This is a genomic window from Lelliottia sp. RWM.1, assembly GCF_016859735.1.
Classification (GTDB): Bacteria; Pseudomonadota; Gammaproteobacteria; order Enterobacterales; family Enterobacteriaceae; genus Enterobacter.
Genome location: NZ_WLVC01000002.1, coordinates 23,557 through 44,983 on the forward strand (window position 1 = coordinate 23,557; position 21,427 = coordinate 44,983).

The window sequence follows — 21,427 nt, forward strand, 5'->3', positions numbered from 1 at the left end:
ACGCCGCAATCAGGTGCTTTTCTTCCCCGGCTTCAGGCCACGGTGAAACTCGTTAATGCGTTTCATCGATTTGATCGTACGTTGCGGAACGGTTGAAGCAACGGACAAAATAATCATTTCCAGACACAGCAGTACCGTGCCATGTAAAGGTATTTTGCCCTTCTCACCACCACGCGGAACATGGATCACCACGCTCGCCTCTTTGCTAAAACGTGAATCGAGGGCGTTGGTCAGCAAGATCGTCGGGATCCCCAGCCGTCGGGCTTCACGTAATGTTGTCTGCCCTTCACGATGCGCTGATTTCTGCGCCATCATCACCAGCACATCCCCCCGCTGTAAGGCGATAAGCTGTTCCGCAAGCCCAATCCCGGTGCGGTTAAGCGGAGTGGCTGGCAAGCCAATACGGCTGAACAACCTTGCGGTGTACTCCGCCAGAATACCTGACGCACCGATACCAAAAATCGCCACCTGCCGCGCCTGCGTCAGCAGTGCGACCGCCTCGGCAATCGCATAACGGTTGCCCGGCTCTGAGAGGATCTCGCAGGTATGCTGGTGTCCCTCCAGCACAAAATCGATACCTGCGTTGACGTCGCTGGTGAGGGTGTTGACCGTGGTAGACATTTTCTCACTGGAGGAAACCACCGGGCCAAACCAGTGTTCAAGCGTCTGTTTAAGGTCGCGCAGCCCGGCAAAACCGAGCGCCTGGATCGCCCGAACCACCGTGGCATCGGAGGTTTTCAACGTGGCGGCGATCTCCATCGCCGTCTGTTCCATTACCGCTTCGCGGTTTTCATTGATATAGCGGGCAACCAGCAGCAGGCGCGGCGTTAGCTGATGTCCACGGGTACGAAACCTGTCGCCATAAACATCAACCCGCGCCTTGTCTTTTCTGATCATTGCGATGCCTCCGGCAACGGACGGCCGGCAATCTGGGACTGCACCTGTGCCGCCATCAGCCCCAGCGAAGCAAAGGAGTTTGAGATCGCCTCTTCACGGGAGATCAGCACGTAGTGCCCGGTTCGACAGGCATTGAGGAACTGACACCAGCCCGGCATCACCGCATCCATTGCTGCCAGTTCATCCTGCGGTTTTCCCCCGGTATCCCCGCGCCAGGTGGCAAAAACAAAATCAGCATCCAGTTCGGGCAGGCGTTCAGCACTGACGTCAATGCGCCCGCCGTCAGGAATGCTCTCAATCAGCGGCGGGAAGGTGAATCCGGCGTCACGCAGCACGCGTCCCAGAGAATGGTAGCTGTGCATGGCATTGATTTTCCCCTGATTCGCCTGAATCACTGACACGGTGATCTTACGGGCGTCGACGGTGGATTTCAGCGCCTTAATTTGTTCCTGATAACGACGTTCAAGGATCTTGAGCCGATCTTGCGTTCCTGTCAGTTGCGCCAGTTTGCGGTAGATCTCCGGCGCACCGCCATCCAGATGATCAATACTTACCGTTGGCGCAATTCTCTCCAGCTGTTCCACCGGCGTATTCCGGGTTGGTTCAGTGATGATCAAATCCGGTTTTGCGGCGGCAATGGCTTCGATATCAATATCCGCAGTGCCGATGAATTTGATGTCGGAATTATCAAAATCGACACCCGTTAACATGCCGCTGGAGCGCAAGAAGTGGCTACCATCGGGGCGGGTACGACCATGGCTGGTAACGGGAGGAACGCCCAGTTCAATCAACGGAATGGTGATGTCCAGGTCATGGAGTGAAACGATCCGTTTCGGATGGGCAGGCACAACCACCTTACGGCCAAGATCGTCGGTAAACGTTTGGGTCGGTTCAGCCGCATTGACGGCACATCCCACCAGCAGCAACAGTGAAAAAAGTAAGCGCATCAGATCCCTCACATTAAAATTTGTCCCGTCGCTGCCACAGCAGCAGCAGGAAAAACGGTCCGCCAATCAATGAAATCACAATGCCCGCAGGCAATTGCAGCGGTAAAAATGCCAGACGACCGATAGTATCGGCCAGCAACACCAGCAACGCCCCCAGCACCGCGCTTCCCGTCAGTAACGCGGTCTGACCACCCCGCAACAGAAGACGTGCCATGTGCGGGGCAATTAATCCCACAAACCCGATACTGCCGACGCAGGAAACGCAGGCTGCGGTGAGTACGACAGGAGCAAGCACGCGAAGCAACGCCAAACGTGAGGTTTGTACGCCAAGCCCGGTTGCCGTTTGATTACCCAGCAGCGCGACATCCGCCGAACGCGCGGTGAACAACAGCAGAGCACATGCCGGAATGGCCCAGCCCAACGCGATGCTGACCAGCGTCCAGTTTGCCGCGTGCAGGCTTCCCGAAAGCCACAGCAAGGCGGTTTGCACGTCACGCACATCTGCCGTCGTCATAAAGACGCCCATACCGGCAGCGAAGGCCCAGGACACGCCGATGCCAATCAAAATGAAACGCGGACGGGAGATATCACGGGCAAGTGCCACAACCAGTAAGGCAGTCAGCAACCCACCGAACATCCCCGTCACCGGACGCCAGAACACGCTCAGCGTCGGGAACTGAAATACCAGCAGCAAGACTGCGACGCTACAGCCCTCTTTGACGCCAATAAGGCCAGGGTCAGCGAGCCCATTGCGGGTGATGGATTGCATTGCCGCTCCCGCCATCCCCAGCATCGCGCCGCACAGTAGCGCCATCAACAAGCGGGGCAACCGTATATCCATCACGATATAGCGCGCATCCGCCTCCAGGCTTTCAGGGCAAAACAGTGCACGCCCAATGGCCGAAGTGGGGATCGCCAGCGAACCGTGAGTCAACCCAAAGCCAAGCAGAATCAGAGCCAGCAATGAAAACAGCGTCAGGCACAGCAAGGCTCTGGGGCGAACCAGTGTGGAAACCTGTCCAATGCGCAATGGCCGCAACCCGGCGCGCAGGATCGCCCTGCTCATTTGAACATCCTCGAGGCCATGAAGATAAAGACTGGCGCACCGACTAGCGCCGTCATGACGCCCGTTGCCAGCTCATAAGGCATAAACAAGGTTCTGGCCGCGATATCCGCCAGCAGCAACAGCAGTGCCCCGCACAAGGCAGAAAGCGGAACGATAACCCGTAAATCCGCCGACACCAGACGGCGGATCACCTGCGGAACAACCAGGCCAATAAAGCCGATCGGCCCGGCGACCGAGACGGCCGCCCCGCAAAGCAGGGCGATTGCCAGCAGTGCCAGAAGACGAGTCTTCAGGAGTGAAACGCCCAATCCTTGCGCCATACGATCGCCCAGCGCCAGCATATTCAGTGACGGTGACAGCCAGACCGCCAGCGCAAAACCGATGGCAGCCACCCAGGAAGCAGCACGCACCATTGCACTGTTTAACCCGGCTAAATCACCGGCCAGCCAGGTTCGCATAGCAAGCAACGTCTGTTCATCAAGGATCAAGACGGCGGCGGTGATGGACGATGCAAAGGCCGACAATGCCACGCCGCACAGGGTGACTTTCATTGGCGTTAAACCGGTTCGTCCGGCCGAGGAAAACATCAGAACCAGCAGAAACAGTGCTGCTGCGCCCATCGCGGCAATCAGCGGGCGCTCAAAAGGCAGTGCCAGCCCCAGTGCACTGGTCAGTACCACCGCCAGCGCCGCGCCGGCATTCAGCCCCAGAATATGGGGCTCACCCAGCGGGTTGCGGATCACCGATTGCAGCAAGACACCCGCGACGCCAAGAGCAGCCCCGGTGATCAGGGCAGCGCCCAGACGCAACAAGCGCAGTCGGACGATAACGTTGTGGTCAAAATTGCGCGGGTCGAAATGGAGGAAGGCCTGGACCACCACCTGAGGTGCAATAAAACGCGCACCGATCCCCAGATGCACCACGGCTCCGAGCGCCAGCAATGCCGTAAAGAGGATAAACGCCAAAGAGGTACGCATCATGGTTTTCCGGCTGAACGACGAAATGGCATGAAGAACGGTTTACCCGTCAAAGGGTTAATCGACATCTGAACCTCGACATCAAACACCGCTTTGATCAGTTCTGGTGTACAGGTATCCCCTTCGTGAAGAACCCCTTGCACTTTTCCCTGACGTAAAAAGACCAGTGTATCGCCATAGTTCACGGCGAAATTAAGATCGTGTAGTACCACGACCACGGTACGCCCGTGATGGCGAGTCAGATCGTGCAGCAGTTCAAGGATCTCCACCTGATAGCGAAGATCGAGAAATGTCGTCGGCTCATCCAGCAGGATATACGGGGTTTGCTGTGCCAGGGCCATCGCAATCCAGCAACGCTGACGTTGCCCACCCGAAAGGCTCTCCACCGAAAGATGCGCAAAATCCGTCGTGCCCGTTAAACGTAATGCCTCTTCAACCGCCTGTTCATCTTCGTCTGTCCACTGGCGCATGAAATTCTGCCACGGAAAACGTCCGCGTGAGACCAGCTCAAAGACGGTCAACCCTTCCGGCAACAGTGGCGATTGCGGCAAAATACCCAACCTGCGCGCAACCGCTTTGGTCGGTTGCTCATGGATCGCCTTGCCATCAAGGAGCGCCGCACCGCCGAGGGGGGACAACAGACGTGCGATGGTGCTGAGCAAAGTGGATTTTCCACAGCCGTTCGCCCCGACCAGGACAGTCATTTTTTGCCGGGGGATCGTAAGGGAAATATCATCGACGATGATGTTTTTCTGATAGCCAGCAGAGAGGTTCTCCAGAACCAGCCCCTGCTCTGTCGTGTTATGAGCCACGTGAACGCCAACTTAATCAAATAACAGATAAATAAAAATAAAACTCATTCTCTTTTGTGAGTTTGCCGTTGCGCCATGTAGTAGTCAAGCGAAGAAACACCCTGAAAAAACCAGGGGTAATTGTTTGGCACTACATCAACAACATTTCCTTTTAAACCATTATTTTCAACAAGTTAATCAATGTAAATTTTGCCATAAAAGACCGTTATTTCGGTGTAGCAGATTTTTTCTTTTTTCCATTTACTACTACATTTCCGCATGATTGAATGATTCTCAATTACATATTCGGAGCGTGTACTGGCTAACGAATAGACCGTTAAGGGCAATGAAACACACATTCTTCCGCGAGCATTTATTCGCAGAATATTTCGGGAAAACAGATGTAATGGCTAAGTTCACACCTTCTCTCTCTGGGGTAAAAGGGCGCGCGCTCTTTTCATTATTGTTCATCGCACCTTTGGTGCACGCAGCGGAAACCAAAACCGCTAAAGATGGCGAAACGATCACCGTCGTGGCCGATCCTGATGCAAAAACGGATGCCACTAACGGCTATCAGCCACTCAATACTTCTACCGCCACGCTGACCAATATGCCGATGCTGGATATCCCGCAGGTGGTGAATACCGTCAGCGATAAGGTCCTGGAAGATCAGCATGCCACTACCCTCGACGAAGCGCTGTATAACGTCAGCAACGTGGTTCAGACCAACACGCTGGGCGGGACACAGGACGCCTTTGTGCGCCGTGGTTTTGGGGCAAACCGTGACGGTTCGATCATGACCAACGGTTTACGTACCGTGTTGCCACGAAGCTTTAATGCGGCAACCGAACGTGTTGAAGTTCTGAAAGGGCCAGCCTCCACGCTCTACGGGATCCTCGATCCAGGCGGGTTAATTAACGTTGTAACCAAACGTCCGGAAACCCAGTTTGGCGGTTCGATCTCGGCAACCTCGTCCAGCTTTGGCGGCGGAACCGGGCAAATCGATGTCACGGGCCCTGTTGAAGGCACGCGTCTCGCTTATCGCCTGACGGGCGAATATCAGGACGAAGATTACTGGCGTAACTTCGGCACAGAGCGCAGCACGTTTATTGCGCCGTCGCTGACCTGGTTTGGCGATGATGCTACCGTCACCGTGCTCTATTCACATCGTGACTATAAGACACCGTTCGATCGCGGCACAATCTTCGATCTCGATACAAAACAGGCCGTGAACGTCGACAGGAAAACCCGTTTCGACGAGCCTTTCAACGTTACCGATGGGCAATCCGATCTCGCGCAACTTAATGCGGAATACCGCCTGAACAGCCAGTGGACCGCGAAATTCGACTACAGCTACAGCCAGGACAAATACAGCGATAACCAGGCGCGCGTCATGGCCTATGACGCGAAAACGGGCAATCTGACCCGCCGTGTGGATGCCACACAAGGCTCCACCCAGCGTATGCACACGACCCGTGCAGACCTTCAGGGGAACGTGGATATCGCCGGGTTCTACAACGAGATCCTGACAGGGGTATCGTATGAAAACTACGATCTGCTGCGCACGGACATGATCCGCTGTAAGAACGTGAAAGACTTTAATATCTATACTCCGTCCTACGGCAATCTGGACAAATGTACGACCGTATCGGCGTCTGACAGCGACCAGACCATTAAGCAGGAAAGCTACTCTGCCTATGTACAGGATGCGCTGTACCTGACTGATAAGTGGATCGCCGTGACCGGTGTGCGTTACCAGTATTACACCCAGTACGCGGGTAAAGGCCGTCCGTTTAACGTCAATACCGACAGCAGCGACGAACAGTGGACACCGAAGCTGGGCCTGGTCTACAAACTCACGCCGACGGTATCGCTGTTTGCGAACTATTCACAAACCTTTATGCCGCAGTCGTCTATCGCCAGCTACATTGGCGATCTGCCACCAGAAACATCAAATGCCTACGAAGTCGGCGCGAAATTTGACCTGTTCGACGGCATTACAGCGAATATTGCGCTGTTTGATATTCACAAACGTAACGTGCTGTACACCGAAAGCGTCGGAGATGACACCATCGCCAAAACGGCGGGCCGCGTGCGTTCTCAGGGTGTAGAAGTGGACGTTGCTGGTAAGCTCACCGAAAACACCAATATCATTGCCAGCTACGGTTACACCGATGCCAAAGTGCTGGAAGATCCAGACTACGCAGGCAAACCGCTGCCAAACGTGCCGCGTCATACCGGTTCGCTGTTCCTGACGTACGATATTAACAACGTGATCGGCGGGAATACCCTGACGCTTGGCGGCGGTGGGCATGGTGTGAGCCGTCGTTCTGCCACCAACGGCGCGGATTACTACCTGCCAGGCTACTTCGTCGCAGACGCGTTTGCGGCTTACAAAATGAAGTTCCAGTATCCGGTGACACTGCAGGTGAACGTGAAAAACCTGTTTGATAAGACCTACTACACCTCATCAATCGCGACCAATAACCTGGGCAACCAGATTGGCGATCCACGTGAAGTGCAGTTTACGGTGAAGATGGACTTCTGATAGCAATATGCCCGGTAACATCATATGTACCGGGCATTTTATCATCACTGGTGCAGTGAAAGTCCTTTGATGACTTTATCCACTGATTTCTTTGGTCCGCGTATGGCCAGCCCGACCAGATTCATATTATCGGGATCTTCCGCAAGGAACACTTCACGGTTGGCTGCATCATGGCCGGTCGAAAACATCGCATGCACATAAGGGATAAGCGTCAGCTCTCGCTCAATGCCTTTCTGATGGACTTTTTGCAACCCGTCGATATCCGCGGCAAAGATAAGCATCGGCTGTATGGAGATATTGCCGTAGCGGCGTCCTTTCGCATCTTCATACGTCGCCCCTTTTATTTCTGGAGCCGCAAACGCGACGCCCGTTGCGAGGAAGGCAACAACATTCAATCTTTGCCACACCGGTAAATCATCACGTACAACGAAAGCTATTTTGGTATCAAACATTGGTTAAGGGTCTCCCTGAAACGTATCGAAGCGATATTTTCAGGGAGAGAAACGTCTCAGGATAGAACGTTTGAGCAACGGTTCTGATACATCATCGGTGTCATGCGGTAAGCACGCTGAAACCAGCGGCCAAGATGGCTTTGATCTGAAAAACCTACCTGGCAGGCGACAATTGCCGGGGGAACACCCTGGGCAAGGAGCTTACGGGCGGTGCGCAAACGCAGGCGGACCAGCCAGGCGTGGGGCGACTGACCAAACACTTTCTTGAATTCCCGACTCAGGCGAAAACGATCGATACCACTCCAGGTGGAAAGCTCATCAAGCCCAATATCCTGCGACATCTGGTCATGCAAATAATCCCTCACGCGGTACATCTGGTTGCGTGCGTTGCTGGCAGCAGACTGCCGGGGAGTAACAATATGGCGGGCCAGTACCGTCATCAGCCTGTCCAGGCTCTCATCACGCGCGAGCAATCCTTCTTTGTAGTGAAGGGCAAACCAGGCGTTTTCAATGGCGGCGGAAAGCAGAGGATCATCCGTGAGGGTATGACGAAAGGCAGTACTCAGTGCAGCGATATCGCCTAAATTGCGCTGCTGCATCGCGGAAGCGACCCAGAGCTGCGGCAGATACAGCATGATATAGGTGAAGCCCTCTGTTTGGGCAGAATGACCATCATGCACAGCACCGGGTTCAATCAGAATGGCTTTGCTAGGACTACTGGTATGCACCGAACGATGGCAGCTAAACCGCTGCAATCCCTGCCGGGTTACGCCCAGCAAGAGCTCGTCATGATCGTGAGGATCGTAGGCGTGGCCTTTGAAATGCGCATGTACACTTTCAATCCGCGTTTCGTCATTACGCTGAAATTCGAGCCAGTCCTTGCTGAGAGCGTTATCCGTTGATCTCATCATAAAACTGGCTCACCTTTCAGATTTTACAGAAGAAAAATCAGGCTTCGATATCCGCCATATCGCCTTTCTCTTGCAGCCAGTTACGACGGTCTTCCGAGCGCTTTTTGGCCAACAACATATCCATCATGGCGTTGGTTTGCTGCTCATCTTCATCACTGATAATCAGCTGTACCAGACGGCGGGTATTCGGATCGAGTGTCGTCTCACGTAATTGCATCGGGTTCATCTCACCCAGCCCTTTAAAGCGCTGGACGTTCGGTTTGCCCTTTTTACGTTTGAGCTGCTCCAGCACACCAGCTTTCTCTTCTTCCGTCAGCGCGTAGTAAACCTCTTTACCGAGATCGATACGATAAAGCGGCGGCAGTGCGACATGCACATGGCCCTGTTTTACCAGAGTGCGGAAGTGCTTCACAAACAAGGCACACAGGAGCGTGGCGATATGCAGACCATCGGAGTCTGCATCCGCAAGAATACAGATCTTACCGTAACGCAGTTGGCTAAGATCGTCACTGTCAGGATCGATGCCGATCGCCACCGAAATGTCGTGGACTTCCTGCGAGGCTAACACTTCATCAGAAGAGACTTCCCAGGTATTCAGGATCTTACCTTTCAACGGCATGATCGCCTGATATTCACGATCGCGTGCCTGCTTGGCCGACCCACCCGCCGAATCGCCTTCCACCAGGAACAGTTCAGTACGGTTCAGATCCTGCGCGGTACAGTCTGCCAGTTTACCCGGCAGTGCTGGCCCGCTGGTGAGCTTTTTTCGCACCACTTTTTTGGCTGCACGCAAACGACGTTGCGCACTGGAAATGGCCATTTCAGCCAGCATTTCCGCAGATTGTACGTTCTGGTTCAGCCACAGGCTAAACGCATCCTTCACCACGCCGGAAACAAATGCCGCGCACTGGCGGGAAGACAGACGTTCTTTTGTCTGGCCTGCAAACTGGGGATCCTGCATTTTCACCGAAAGCACATATGCGCAGCGATCCCAGATATCTTCCGCAGACAGCTTCACGCCACGCGGCAGAATATTGCGGTACTCGCAAAACTCACGCATCGCATCCAACAGCCCCTGACGTAAACCGTTAACATGCGTACCGCCAAGCATGGTCGGAATCAGGTTCACGTAGCTTTCGGTCAGTAGCTCTCCGCCTTCCGGCAGCCATAGCAGCGCCCAGTCCACGGCTTCCGTTTCACCGTTAAAATTACCGACAAACGGTTTTTCCGGCAGCGTTGGCAAGCCATTGATCGCTTCACAAAGATAATCGTTCAGACCGTCTTCGTAGCGCCAGGTTTGCTCGGTGTTATTAACGTTATCTTTAAACGTGATTTCTACGCCCGGACAAAGCACTGCCTTTGCTTTCAGCAGATGTGTCAGGCGCGAAACCGAAAAGCGTGGACTATCAAAGAAACTTTCGTCAGGCCAGAAATGGACGCTGGTTCCGGTATTGCGTTTGCCGCATGTCCCAACAACCTGCAAATCCTGTACCTTGTCACCGTTTTCAAACGCGATGTTATACACCTGTCCGTCACGTCTGACGTTCACTTCCACACGTTTTGACAGGGCGTTAACGACGGAGATACCCACACCATGCAAACCACCCGAGAACTGGTAGTTTTTGTTGGAGAATTTCCCGCCTGCGTGCAAACGGCAAAGAATCAGTTCAACAGCCGGGACGCCCTCTTCCGGGTGGATATCCACTGGCATACCACGGCCATCATCGATGACTTCCAGCGACTGGTCAGCATGCAGGATAACGTCTACGCGTTTGGCATGACCTGCCAGCGCTTCGTCCACACTGTTATCAATAACTTCCTGGCCCAGATGGTTTGGGCGCGTCGTATCGGTATACATCCCCGGGCGGCGGCGAACCGGCTCAAGCCCGGTGAGTACCTCAATGGCATCAGCGTTATAGGTTTGCGTCATGATTTAACTAGCAATTCGCAGTGATTGTCAGAGATTGTGCAGTCCAAGAAAATCGACAATCTGGGTGAAATGATTCTCAAAGCCCGTGAAAGCATGGTTTCCGCCCTCTTCTATAGTCTGGCGGCAAGAAGCGTAATACGCCACTGCCTGGCGGTAATCCAGCACTTCATCACCCGTCTGTTGTAGCAACCAAAGAAGATCTGGCGCGTCCAGCGGGTCGACCTGCATAACTTTAAGATCGTAAATATGGCGAGACTCTAGCACATATTGCTGTCCGGTGTAGGGGTTCTCGTTCTGACCAAGAAAGTCCCTTAACAGCTCGAATGGCCGCACCGCGGGATTGACCACTACAGCCGGTAACATAAAGCATTGCGACAGCCAGGTGGCGTAGTAGCCACCCAATGACGATCCCACAATGCCAAATGGCTCTCCACCATGTGCAAGCACAATAGATTCCAGCAATTCTGCTGCCTCAGCAGGGTAAGGCGGGAGTTGCGGGACAATCATCTCAATATGGGGATGATGCACTTCCAGCCATTGCCGAAACTGCGTCGCTTTCGCAGAACGCGGAGAACTGTTGAATCCGTGCAGGTAAAGAAGCGTAGACATCAGTAGCCTTCTGAAGCAGTATCTGGACGGAATTTTGCCCCAGACAGACGGCAGACTTCGGTCTTCAGTGAACCGTCGGCATAAAGCTCCAGCCAACGCCAGCCTGGCGCGATGGTATCCAGCGTGAAATTGGCGCAATGGGGCTTAAACTGGACGCAAGTAGAGGGCGTTGCCAACAGGCGGCGACCGTTCCAGTCAAGATCCTGTTCCTGATGAATATGTCCGCACAGCAGATATTTCACGCGTGGAAACTTCACCAGTACACGGTCCAGCGCAGCAGAATTACGTAAACTGTGCTGATCGAGCCAGCTACAGCCCGCCGGCAGCGGGTGATGATGGAGTAGCAGCAACGTATGACGCTCCGGCTCAGCCATGAGCTTTCTCTCCAGCCATTCGAGCTGAAACTCACTGAGCTCGCCATGTGGAACACCAAAGACCTGGCTATCAAGCAGCAGCACTTGCCACTGCTCGCTTGCAAAAACACACTTTGCTGGAGAGATACCCGCATCCTGGAGAGCACTGTACATCGCAGGCTGGAAATCATGATTACCCGGCAACCAGACGCAAGGCACGCTAAAGCTCGCGATCCCTTCAGCAAAATGCTGATAGGCCGCGGAAGATTGATCCTGCGCCAGATCACCCGTCGCGACAATCAAATCGCATACGCGTTTTTCGGCATGAATCGCGTTGAGTACGGCTTGATAACTCTCCCAGGTGTTCACTCCCTGCAGAGTTTCATGCTTTTCGGCAAACAGGTGAGTATCAGTAATTTGTAATATCCTGACTGGCGCCCCACCAGCAACAGTCAGGTTCAACAGGCTTTCCAAATGGTGTCCTTAGGTAGGTTTATGACGCTAACAAACCGGAATCGCCATTGCTCCATGTGCTAAACAATATCTTAGCCAGTCAGCTAAAAACTGGTTAATTTGATGCTTTTCGTCGCGTTGATGCAACTTTTTATTAGGGTAATCATATCGCGCTTTGAAGCGAAAGATCTGCTGGCTTGAACACACTTCAGCGACCATTGCATCATGATACAGCCGTACCGTCATTGATGGCAGGCTCCAGTAACTAATACTGGGCGCTGTCTGTTCGATTTCCACCAGCGTAGTGTAACGTGTTGATTCAGTTATCGTTATCCGATACTGCGCGTTGCTCACCTGATAGCTTACCGTTTCGCCGGGCGCATCATTTCGCGGCAGCAGGCGGCGCAATTGTGCGAAATTGGTTTCGCACAAGCGCATCATTTCTGGGAAGTCAGGTGTATAACGCTTCATTTTTTCCACTCGTTTCGTAATGTCTGATAATGCAGCTGCAGCCATTGCAGGGCGATGACAGATGCTGCGTTGTCGATTTTCCCCTCTTCTACCCACTGGTAAGCCTGCTCCCGACTTACCACATGAACACGAATATCTTCGTTTTCATCAGCCAGACCGTGAATACCCTCAGCCGTCGTGGCGTCCACTTCCCCAACCAGAATCGACAAGCGCTCGCTCGTCCCGCCTGGGCTCGCAAGATAACTCAGCACCGGCTTAGTACGCCCGACAACCAGTCCGGCTTCTTCGAGCGCCTCGCGTCGGGCAACATCCTCTACCGATTCGCCTTCTTCAATCATCCCTGCCACCATCTCCATCAGCCAGGGGCTCGGGCTGGTGTCGTAAGCCGCAATACGGATCTGTTCAACCAGTACCACTTCATCACGCACTGGGTCAAAGGGTAGCAAGACTGCGGCGTGCCCGCGCTCAAAAATTTCACGACGAATTTCACCACTCATCTGACCGTTAAACAGCCGATGCCTGAAACGGTAAAGATCCATCGAAAAAAAACCGCTATATAGCGTTTCTCGTGCAATAATTTCTACATCGTTTTTGGCGAATGTCACTGGCAACTGTTCTGGTTTTTTCATTAGGCATGTCCTGATAGCAATAGTGATGAAATCATGAATTTCAAGGCTGTTTGGCTACCGTTTCTGGGGCTATATGATAGATTGGTGCAAAATACCGCCAGATGGCACGTAACGCCAACCTTTTGGTGTGGAAGATTCTGTTAGAATCGGCAATTATTTTTAATTAGATCAGCGCTAATACTGCTTCACAACAAGGAATGCAAATGAAGAAATTGCTCCCCATCCTTATCGGCCTGAGCCTGACGGGCTTCAGCGTAATGAGCCATGCAGAGAATCTGCTACAGGTCTATCAGCAGGCACGTCTGGGTAACCCTGACCTGCGTAAATCGGCGGCCGATCGTGATGCTGCGTTCGAAAAAATTAATGAAGCACGTAGCCCGCTGCTGCCGCAACTGGGATTAGGTGCTGATTATACCTACAGCAATGGTTTCCGCGACTCTAATGGCGTGAACTCCAACGCAACCAGCGCTTCTCTGCAATTAACCCAGACCCTGTTTGATATGTCCAAATGGCGTGCACTGACGTTGCAAGAAAAGAGCGCAGGCATCCAGGATGTAACTTATCAGACCGATCAGCAAACACTGATCCTGAATACCGCGACAGCCTACTTCAATGTGCTGAGTGCGATAGATTCACTCTCTTACACTGAAGCGCAGAAACAGGCTATCTATCGCCAGTTAGACCAGACGACTCAACGTTTCAACGTGGGTCTGGTGGCCATCACTGACGTTCAGAACGCCCGTTCGCAGTACGACAGCGTACTGGCAAACGAAGTGACCGCGCGTAATAACCTCGATAACGCACTGGAATCACTGCGTCAGGTCACCGGGAACTACTATCCGGAACTGGCCTCTCTGAACGTGAGCAGCTTCAAAACCGACAAACCGCAGGCGGTGAATGCCCTGCTGAAAGAAGCTGAAAACCGCAACCTGACGTTGCTGCAAGCACGTCTGAGCCAGGATCTTGCTCGTGAGCAAATTCGCCAGGCACAGGACGGTCACCTGCCAACGCTGAGCCTGAGTGCCTCAACTGGCGTGTCAGATACCAGCTACAGCGGCTCAAAAACGCATGGCGCCAATAGCACCCAATATGACGATAGCAATCTGGGTCAAAACAAAGTCGGCCTGAGCTTCTCCCTGCCGCTGTATCAGGGTGGGATGGTCAATTCACAGGTGAAACAAGCGCAGTACAACTTTGTCGGCGCAAGCGAACAGCTGGAAAGCGCGCATCGCAGCGTAGTACAGACTGTCCGTTCTTCTTTCAACAACGTGAATGCCTCTATCAGCAGCATCAACGCCTATAAACAGGCCGTTGTCTCTGCGCAAAGCTCTTTGGATGCGATGGAAGCAGGTTACTCTGTGGGCACACGTACTATTGTTGATGTGCTGGATGCAACCACCACGTTGTACAACGCGAAACAACAACTTTCCAGCGCGCGCTACACTTACCTGATTAACCAGCTGAATATCAAATCAGCTCTGGGTACGCTTAACGAGAAAGATCTGGAAGCGCTGAACAGCACGCTGGGTAAACCGGTTTCCACTACGCCAGATAGCGTTGCGCCGGAAAACCCACAGCAGGATGCGAATGCTGATGGCTACAATGCGAACAGCACCGCTCCAGCGGCTCAGCCTGCTGCCGCACGTACAACCAGTACAGCGACCAGCAGCAAAGGCAACAATCCGTTCCGTCATTAAGTATCGCGCTTAAGTTCTTTGTTTATAGGGTCTGCAATCCTGCAGGCCCTATATGTTCGCTCTCTGGTGCAAAATCACATGCGAACGTAAGCCAACGTAAAGATCCCCCGGTTTCTCCCCCTCTTCGCTTCATTTTCGACCACTCATCCTCTATCCTGAGGCTTATTTACTTCGTTCTACCACTGGGTCCTGGAAGACAAAAATGAAACGGACAAAATCCATTAATCACGCATCGTTTCGCAAAAGCTGGAACGCGCGTCACCTTACCCCTGTCGCACTGGCAATAACGGCTGTCTTTATGCTGGCAGGTTGTGAAAAAAGCGATGAAACGGTATCGATGTATCAGAATGCCGATGACTGCTCTGCCGCCACTGGCAAAGCGGCTGAATGTACCACCGCTTACAACACCGCACTGAAAGAAGCCGAGCGTACTGCACCGAAATACGCAACACGCGAAGACTGTATCGCCGAATTCGGTGAAGGCCAATGTCAGCAGACGCCAGCGCAGGCAGGCACTGCACCTGAAAATCAGGCTCAGGCACAATCCAGCGGCAGTTTCTGGATGCCACTGATGGCAGGTTACATGATGGGTCGTATGATGGGCGGCGGTGCAGGCTTCCAGCAACAGCCTCTGTTTAGCTCTAAAAACCCGGCCAGCCCGGCTTATGGTCAATACACTGATGCCAGCGGCAAAGGCTATGGCGCAGCACAGCCTGGCCGCACCACGACCGTACCCAAAACGGCAATGGCTCCAAAACCTGCCACCACCAGCACCATTACCCGTGGCGGGTTTGGCGAATCTGTCGCGAAACAGACCACGATGCAGCGTAGCGCGACCGGCTCCTCCACGCGCTCAATGGGCGGCTGATCATGGAACGAGTCAGTATTGTTGAGCGCCCGGACTGGCGTGAAAAAGCCACTGAATACGGTTTTAACTTTCACACTATGTATGGCGAACCGTACTGGTGTGAAGATGCTTACTACAAGCTGACGCTTGCGCAGGTTGATAAGCTGGAAGAGGTTACCGCAGAGCTACACCAGATGTGCCTGAAAGTGGTCGAGAAGGTCATCGGCAGCGATGACCTAATGGCCAAATTCCGTATTCCAAAGCACACCTGGAGCTTTGTACGTCAGTCATGGCAAACCCATCAGCCCTCACTCTATTCACGCCTTGATTTGGCATGGGATGGCATTGGTGAACCTAAGCTGCTGGAAAATAATGCTGATACGCCGACCTCGCTGTACGAAGCGGCTTTCTTCCAGTGGCTCTGGCTGGAAGATCAGGCCAATGCCGGTAACCTGCCAGCAGGCGCTGACCAGTTTAACAGCCTGCAGGAAAAACTGATTGAGCGTTTTGCTGAGCTGCGCGAACAACACGGTTTTAATCTACTGCACCTTGCCTGCTGCCGCGACACGGTTGAAGATCGCGGTACGGTTCAGTATTTGCAGGACTGTGCCGCCGAAGCGGAAGTTGCGACTGAATTCCTGTATATCGAAGATATTGGTCTGGGCGAAAGAGGCCAGTTCACCGATCTCCAGGACCAGGTGATCAGCAACCTGTTCAAGCTCTACCCCTGGGAATATATGCTCCGCGAAATGTTCTCGACCAAGCTTGAAGATGCTGGCGTTCGCTGGCTGGAACCGGCCTGGAAGAGCATTATTTCCAACAAAGCCTTGCTGCCGCTGTTGTGGGAGATGTTCCCTGACCACCCAAATCTGCTGCCGGCGTACTTTGCCGAAGACGATTACCCGGCAATGGAGAAGTATGTTGTTAAACCGATCTTCTCCCGCGAAGGGGCGAATGTGTCGATTATCGAAAACGGTAAAACGCTGGAGGCGGTTGAAGGGCCATACGGTGAAGAAGGGATGATCGTCCAGGCGTTTTATCAACTGCCGAAATTTGGTGACAGCTATACGCTGATCGGTAGCTGGCTCATTAACGATCAGCCAGCCGGGATCGGTCTTCGTGAAGACCGGGCGCTGATCACGCAAGATCTGTCACGTTTTTATCCGCATATTTTTGTGGAGTAATTTGCTGGGCCCGGCGGCACGTCGCCTGCCGGGCCTGTTCGTTTTAGCCGACCTGCACCGACAACATACTCAAACTCCCCATCTCAATCCCATCGACTGGAATAGTTATCGGCTCCTGACCATCCCATGCCCCTAATACATACAGCAGCGGCAGGAAGTGATCCGGTGTCGGGTTAGACAGCGATCCCCCTTCGTGATCCATATAATTCACCAGCGGATGCTGTTCAACCGGGCCCTGCCAGGTCAGATTCGCTTTAACGTAGTCGTTGAATGAGGTCGCCCACGGATAAGGCGTATTTTCCCCATGCCAGCGTGCAGTGCGCAGGTTGTGCACCACGTTACCGCTCGCAACCAGCATGATGCCTTCATCGCGCAGTGTCGCCAGCTTACGGCCGATTTCCATATGCCACGCGGCCGGTTTTGTGCTGTCGATACTGAGCTGCACCATCGGGATATCCGCATCCGGATACATTTTAATGAGTACGCCCCAGGAACCATGGTCAAAGCCCCAGGCTTCTTTATCCAGTGCGACAGGAACAGGCGACAGTAAATCAACCAGTTGCTGTGCGAGGGCAGGCGAACCAGGAGCCGGATAATGCGTGTCATACAACGCCTGCGGGAATCCGCCGAAATCATGAATAGTTTTCGGCGCTTCCATTGCCGTCACGCCAGTACCACGGGTGAACCAGTGTGCTGAAACCACCACAATCGCTTTCGGACGCGGCAACGTCTCTCCCAGATGACGCCAGGCGCGGGTATAGACGTTATCTTCCAGAACGTTCATAGGGCTACCGTGGCCTAAAAACAGTGCTGGCATACGAGAAGAAGTCATGGTGATATCCTTACATAAGATGTCGTTTTGATGGTTATACATTACGCGCAATCAGGCAAAGATGAACCTGGATAAGCGTGATGATCATCTTCAGGAAATTTGAACGTAAGGAATGTGTAAAGCAGAGATGCCCCTCTCGCTTTGCCTCGAATGAATCATTAATATTAATGAGAATCATTATCATAAGGAGCGGTAAATGTCAGTCCCCTTGATCCTGACCCTACTCGCGGGTGCAGCCACTTTTATTGGCGCTATTCTCGGCGTCATTGGCCAGAAGCCTTCCAACCGGGTGCTGGCATTCTCACTCGGTTTTGCCGCCGGGATTATGCTGTTAATCTCCCTGATGGAAATGCTGCCAGCCGCGTTGGGGGCTGAGGGTATGTCTCCTGTCTTAGGCTATGGCATGTTTGTATTTGGGTTGCTGGGCTACTTTGCGCTTGACCGTATGCTCCCGCATGCGCATCCCCAGGATTTAATGCAAAAAAACGTGACACCACTGCCACGCAACATTAAACGCACGGCTATCCTTCTCACGCTGGGTATCAGCCTGCATAACTTCCCGGAAGGCATTGCCACCTATGTCACGGCCAGCACCAACCTTGAGATGGGCTTTGGCATCGCGCTGGCTGTTGCATTGCACAATATTCCTGAAGGACTCGCCGTAGCCGGGCCGGTTTATGCCGCAACGGGTTCAAAACGGACAGCAATTTTCTGGGCTGGTATCTCAGGCATGGCTGAAATTTTTGGGGGTATACTGGCGTGGTTGATACTCGGAAGCCTGGTATCACCAGTGGTGATGGCAGCGATCATGGCCGCAGTCGCGGGCATTATGGTGGCATTGTCAGTTGATGAGCTGATGCCGCTGGCGAAGGAGATCGATCCCAACAACAACCCCAGCTACGGCGTGTTATGCGGTATGTCGGTAATGGGATTAAGTTTAGTACTCTTGCAAACAGCAGGTATTGGATAAAAAACGCCGGGCAATCCCGGCGTTTTTCAACAATCAGCTGGCTTTACGTTCGTGCGCCTGGCGGTATTCCACCAGATCTTCAATCGTAACAACGGGCATGTTATGCAGACGCGCAAAGGTGATGCACTCTGGCGCACGAGCCATCGTGCCATCATCGTTAGTCAGTTCACACAACACACCCGCCGGTTTGAAGCCTGCCAGCGTCACCAGATCGATAGTCGCTTCAGTGTGGCCGCCACGCGTCAACACACCACCCGCTTGCGCACGCAGGGGGAACACGTGGCCAGGACGGTGCAGGTCTGAAGGTTTTGCGCCATCAGCGATAGCGGCACGAACAGTGGTCAAACGGTCAGCCGCAGACACACCTGTCGTCACGCCATGCGCGGCTTCAATGGTCACGGTAAAGCCCGTACCAAAGGCACTGGTGTTGTTTTCAACCATCATCGGCAGGTCAAGCTGCTTACGACGATCTTCGGTAATACACAGGCATACGATGCCGCTACCGTGACGAATGGTCAGCGCCATCTGTTCAACGGTCATGTTTTCGGCGGCAAAGATCATGTCGCCTTCGTTTTCACGGTTTTCATCGTCAAGCACCATCACACCGCGGCCTTCGCGCAGTGCATCAAGAGCGTGTTCAACACGTTGAGTTGAAGTGCCAAAAGAGGAAAGTAGCGTCTGATTCATGGTAAAAAAACCTCATTAATATTATGGTTACCAGAATCAGGGCAGTCTTAGGAGCGCCGTATAAGCGGCAAAAAAATAACGTGAGCGGGCCATGCCCGACTGGATCGTTACTCTCTCCCATCCGGACTCTAACCGTCGGCCCCGGAATTACACCGGATCTGCTGACCTTTGAGTTTTCACCCAAAGCGCTCGCGGGCTTTCAGCGTTATGCTGATTTACCGCCGGTGGGGAATTTCGCCCCGCCCTGAGAATAAGCGAGATAACTATAACGCTATTGATTATCCTGGGCAATGCATAAGCTTCAAACAATTCTGGTTTATCCTGGAGCATGACGCGCTACAATGGTTATCAACACCGTTTCATCAAGGGAAGCCACAATGATTGACCCGAAAAAAATTGAGCAAATTGCGCGTCAGGTCCACGAATCCATGCCAAAAGGTATCCGTGAATTTGGTGATGACGTTGAGAAGAAAATCCGCCAGACGTTGCAGGCGCAGTTGGTTCGCCTTGATTTAGTCAGCCGTGAAGAGTTTGACGTGCAGACGCAGGTTCTGCTTCGCACTCGCGAGAAGCTGGCGTTGCTGGAGCAGCGTTTAACCGAGCTGGAAAACCGTAATGTACCGGAAGAGGTGAAGCCAGCACCAGCCATACCACCAGTGGACGAAGCAGAATAATATGCTCATCTCCCCGTCGGAGAAGATGAAAAATAAAACGGGCCAATCGGCCCGTTTTATTTAATGACTGTCTTTCTGGATCTTCTTAATAATATTGGTGGTTGAACATCCATCTTCGAAGTTGAGCACCATCACTTCGCCGCCATTCGCCCAGACCTCTTCGCTGCCCGCGATTTGGTCCGGCTTATAATCACCACCTTTCACCAGAAGATCGGGCAGAATGCCGGCAATCAGGCGCTGCGGGGTATCTTCTTCAAAGGAGACCACCCAATCCACCGCTTCCAGTGCGCCAAGCACAATCATGCGCTGCTCCAGCGGATTCACTGGACGCGTTTCGCCTTTCAGGCGTTTTGTGGATGCATCGCTGTTTACCGCTACAATCAGGCGATCGCCCAGCTTGCGTGCATTCGCCAGATAAGAAACATGACCCGCATGCAGAATGTCGAACACGCCGTTGGTCATGACCACTTTCTCGCCGCGTTTACGCGCAGCAGCGACAGCCGCTTTCAACTCATCTTCACTCATCACACCAAAACCGGTATCGGCACGACCGCGCACCGCATTTTCCAGCTCGATTGGTGAAACGGTAGAGGTTCCGAGTTTACCAACAACAACACCGGCTGCAGCATTAGCGAAGTAACAGGCTTCTTCAAGGGAATTTCCCGCCGCCAGCGTCGCCGCCAGCACGCCGATCACCGTATCGCCCGCCCCCGTAACATCGTAAACTTCCTGTGCCTGGGTTGGCATATGTAGCGGCGCTTTACCTGGCTGCAACAACGTCATCCCCTGCTCTGAGCGGGTTACCAGCAATGCGGATAGGTCGAAATCAGCAATGATTGTCATCCCACGCTCAACCAGTTCTTCCTCGGTTTTGCACTTACCGGCAACGGCTTCAAATTCAGACAGGTTTGGCGTCAGCAGCGTTGCACCGCGATAACGTTCAAAGTCAGTCCCTTTAGGATCGATCAGGACCGGGACATTCGCTTTACGTGCCAGCTGAATCATCTGCTGAACGCTTGCCAGCGCGCCTTTCGCATAATCTGAAAGCACCAGCGCACCAATGTTGCCCAGTGCCTGTGCGATGCGCTCATGCATCGGCTCAGGATCGACACCTTCGAACCCCTCTTCAAAGTCGAGTCGGATCAACTGCTGATTACGCGAGAGCACACGCAATTTGGTGATCGTCGGATGCGTCGGTACAGAAACGAAATCACACTTCACGTTCACATCCGCCAGCGACTTGCTCAGCGCTCGCGCCGCATCATCAATGCCGGTCAACCCCACCAGACGCGAATGTGCGCCGAGAGAAGCAATGTTCATCGCCACGTTTGCCGCGCCGCCAGGACGCTCTTCAATGGTGTCCACTTTGACCACCGGAACAGGGGCTTCCGGGGAAATACGGCTGGTCGGCCCATACCAGTAGCGATCCAGCATCACATCACCGACAACCATAACCCCAGCACGTTCAAACTCTGGCAGTGTTACTTTCATTCCTGACTCCA

Annotated in this window: 21 protein-coding genes and 1 riboswitch; of the genes, 6 read left to right on the forward strand and 15 right to left on the reverse strand. The window is 53.4% G+C overall.

The features are described 5' to 3' along the window. Positions 1-9 precede the first annotated feature (9 nt). Genes GF617_RS01905 through GF617_RS01925 form a run of 5 tightly spaced genes read right to left on the reverse strand, consistent with a single transcriptional unit; the run spans position 10 to position 4,699 of the window. A complete protein-coding gene (locus GF617_RS01905; protein WP_181620817.1) occupies positions 10-897 on the reverse strand; it encodes a MurR/RpiR family transcriptional regulator in 888 nt (295 codons plus the stop codon). Next, positions 894-1,844: an iron-siderophore ABC transporter substrate-binding protein gene (locus tag GF617_RS01910; protein ID WP_203450943.1), complete on the reverse strand. Its 951-nt coding sequence runs from the start codon at positions 1,842-1,844 to the stop codon at positions 894-896. Before GF617_RS01910 ends, GF617_RS01905 begins: the two co-directional genes overlap by 4 nt. 13 nt (positions 1,845-1,857) lie before the next feature. Continuing rightward, positions 1,858-2,895 carry an iron ABC transporter permease gene (locus GF617_RS01915; protein WP_181623837.1) on the reverse strand — a complete coding sequence of 346 codons (1,038 nt, stop codon included), beginning with the start codon at positions 2,893-2,895 and terminating at the stop codon, positions 1,858-1,860. A gap of 11 nt (positions 2,896-2,906) precedes the next feature. Then, on the reverse strand, positions 2,907-3,890 hold the full coding sequence (locus tag GF617_RS01920) for an iron ABC transporter permease (protein WP_181620819.1): 984 nt from the start codon (positions 3,888-3,890) through the stop codon (positions 2,907-2,909). Further along, complete coding sequence (locus tag GF617_RS01925) at positions 3,887-4,699, reverse strand: ABC transporter ATP-binding protein (protein WP_181620820.1); 813 nt, start codon at positions 4,697-4,699, stop codon at positions 3,887-3,889. Before GF617_RS01925 ends, GF617_RS01920 begins: the two co-directional genes overlap by 4 nt. 385 nt (positions 4,700-5,084) lie before the next feature. On the opposite strand from GF617_RS01925, the gene GF617_RS01930 reads away from it, so the two are divergent. Continuing rightward, positions 5,085-7,226 (forward strand): TonB-dependent siderophore receptor, encoded by a 2,142-nt coding sequence (locus tag GF617_RS01930; protein ID WP_181620821.1) that lies wholly within the window; start codon positions 5,085-5,087, stop codon positions 7,224-7,226. 44 nt (positions 7,227-7,270) lie between these two features. Here the strand turns inward: GF617_RS01930 and GF617_RS01935 are convergent, their stop codons facing one another. From GF617_RS01935 to nudF, 7 genes are read right to left on the reverse strand one after another with little or no spacing between them, the layout of a single operon-like run. Then, positions 7,271-7,678, reverse strand: coding sequence for a DUF2000 family protein (locus tag GF617_RS01935; protein ID WP_181620822.1), 408 nt, complete (start codon positions 7,676-7,678; stop codon positions 7,271-7,273). Positions 7,679-7,734: 56 nt separating this feature from the next. Next, positions 7,735-8,589 carry a helix-turn-helix domain-containing protein gene (locus GF617_RS01940; protein ID WP_375289293.1) on the reverse strand — a complete coding sequence of 285 codons (855 nt, stop codon included), beginning with the start codon at positions 8,587-8,589 and terminating at the stop codon, positions 7,735-7,737. Positions 8,590-8,626: 37 nt separating this feature from the next. Next, positions 8,627-10,519 carry a DNA topoisomerase IV subunit B gene (gene parE / locus GF617_RS01945; protein WP_181620823.1) on the reverse strand — a complete coding sequence of 631 codons (1,893 nt, stop codon included), beginning with the start codon at positions 10,517-10,519 and terminating at the stop codon, positions 8,627-8,629. A gap of 27 nt (positions 10,520-10,546) precedes the next feature. Next, positions 10,547-11,128: an esterase YqiA gene (gene yqiA, locus GF617_RS01950; RefSeq protein ID WP_181620824.1), complete on the reverse strand. Its 582-nt coding sequence runs from the start codon at positions 11,126-11,128 to the stop codon at positions 10,547-10,549. Then, positions 11,128-11,955 carry a 3',5'-cyclic-AMP phosphodiesterase gene (gene cpdA, locus GF617_RS01955; RefSeq protein WP_203450944.1) on the reverse strand — a complete coding sequence of 276 codons (828 nt, stop codon included), beginning with the start codon at positions 11,953-11,955 and terminating at the stop codon, positions 11,128-11,130. Before cpdA ends, yqiA begins: the two co-directional genes overlap by 1 nt. A gap of 27 nt (positions 11,956-11,982) precedes the next feature. Further along, positions 11,983-12,405 (reverse strand): DUF1249 family protein, encoded by a 423-nt coding sequence (locus tag GF617_RS01960; RefSeq protein WP_181620826.1) that lies wholly within the window; start codon positions 12,403-12,405, stop codon positions 11,983-11,985. Further along, positions 12,402-13,034, reverse strand: a complete 633-nt coding sequence (nudF, locus tag GF617_RS01965; protein WP_203450945.1) for an ADP-ribose diphosphatase — start codon at positions 13,032-13,034, stop codon at positions 12,402-12,404. Before nudF ends, GF617_RS01960 begins: the two co-directional genes overlap by 4 nt. Before the next feature lie 203 nt (positions 13,035-13,237). Here nudF and tolC point away from each other — a divergent pair, with 203 nt between their 5' ends. The 3 genes from tolC to GF617_RS01980 all read left to right on the forward strand — a co-directional run bounded on the left by tolC (position 13,238) and on the right by GF617_RS01980 (position 16,762). Next, positions 13,238-14,731, forward strand: a complete 1,494-nt coding sequence (gene tolC / locus GF617_RS01970; RefSeq protein ID WP_203450946.1) for an outer membrane channel protein TolC — start codon at positions 13,238-13,240, stop codon at positions 14,729-14,731. A gap of 202 nt (positions 14,732-14,933) precedes the next feature. Next, complete coding sequence (locus GF617_RS01975; RefSeq protein WP_181620829.1) at positions 14,934-15,599, forward strand: DUF1190 family protein; 666 nt, start codon at positions 14,934-14,936, stop codon at positions 15,597-15,599. Between the two features lie 2 nt (positions 15,600-15,601). Next, on the forward strand, positions 15,602-16,762 hold the full coding sequence (locus GF617_RS01980; protein ID WP_203450947.1) for a glutathionylspermidine synthase family protein: 1,161 nt from the start codon (positions 15,602-15,604) through the stop codon (positions 16,760-16,762). Positions 16,763-16,805: 43 nt separating this feature from the next. Here GF617_RS01980 and ygiD read toward each other — a convergent pair whose 3' ends face one another. Continuing rightward, the gene (ygiD, locus tag GF617_RS01985; RefSeq protein WP_203450948.1) at positions 16,806-17,594 is read right to left on the reverse strand and encodes a 4,5-DOPA dioxygenase extradiol; all 789 of its coding nucleotides are present in this window, start codon (positions 17,592-17,594) and stop codon (positions 16,806-16,808) included. A 196-nt stretch (positions 17,595-17,790) separates the two neighbouring features. Here ygiD and zupT point away from each other — a divergent pair, with 196 nt between their 5' ends. Continuing rightward, complete coding sequence (gene zupT, locus GF617_RS01990) at positions 17,791-18,564, forward strand: zinc transporter ZupT (RefSeq protein WP_181620832.1); 774 nt, start codon at positions 17,791-17,793, stop codon at positions 18,562-18,564. 33 nt (positions 18,565-18,597) lie between these two features. On the opposite strand, the gene ribB is transcribed toward zupT, so the two are convergent. Then, entirely contained in the window at positions 18,598-19,251 is a 654-nt protein-coding gene (gene ribB / locus GF617_RS01995; RefSeq protein ID WP_033146666.1) for a 3,4-dihydroxy-2-butanone-4-phosphate synthase, read from the reverse strand. Between the two features lie 105 nt (positions 19,252-19,356). Beyond that, positions 19,357-19,507, reverse strand: a riboswitch (FMN riboswitch). 121 nt (positions 19,508-19,628) lie between these two features. Between ribB and ubiK the strand changes: the two genes are divergently transcribed. Further along, positions 19,629-19,925, forward strand: coding sequence for a ubiquinone biosynthesis accessory factor UbiK (ubiK, locus tag GF617_RS02000; protein ID WP_181620833.1), 297 nt, complete (start codon positions 19,629-19,631; stop codon positions 19,923-19,925). A 60-nt stretch (positions 19,926-19,985) separates the two neighbouring features. Here ubiK and hldE read toward each other — a convergent pair whose 3' ends face one another. Continuing rightward, the gene (hldE, locus tag GF617_RS02005; protein WP_181620834.1) at positions 19,986-21,416 is read right to left on the reverse strand and encodes a bifunctional D-glycero-beta-D-manno-heptose-7-phosphate kinase/D-glycero-beta-D-manno-heptose 1-phosphate adenylyltransferase HldE; all 1,431 of its coding nucleotides are present in this window, start codon (positions 21,414-21,416) and stop codon (positions 19,986-19,988) included. Between the last annotated feature and the right edge of the window lie 11 nt (positions 21,417-21,427).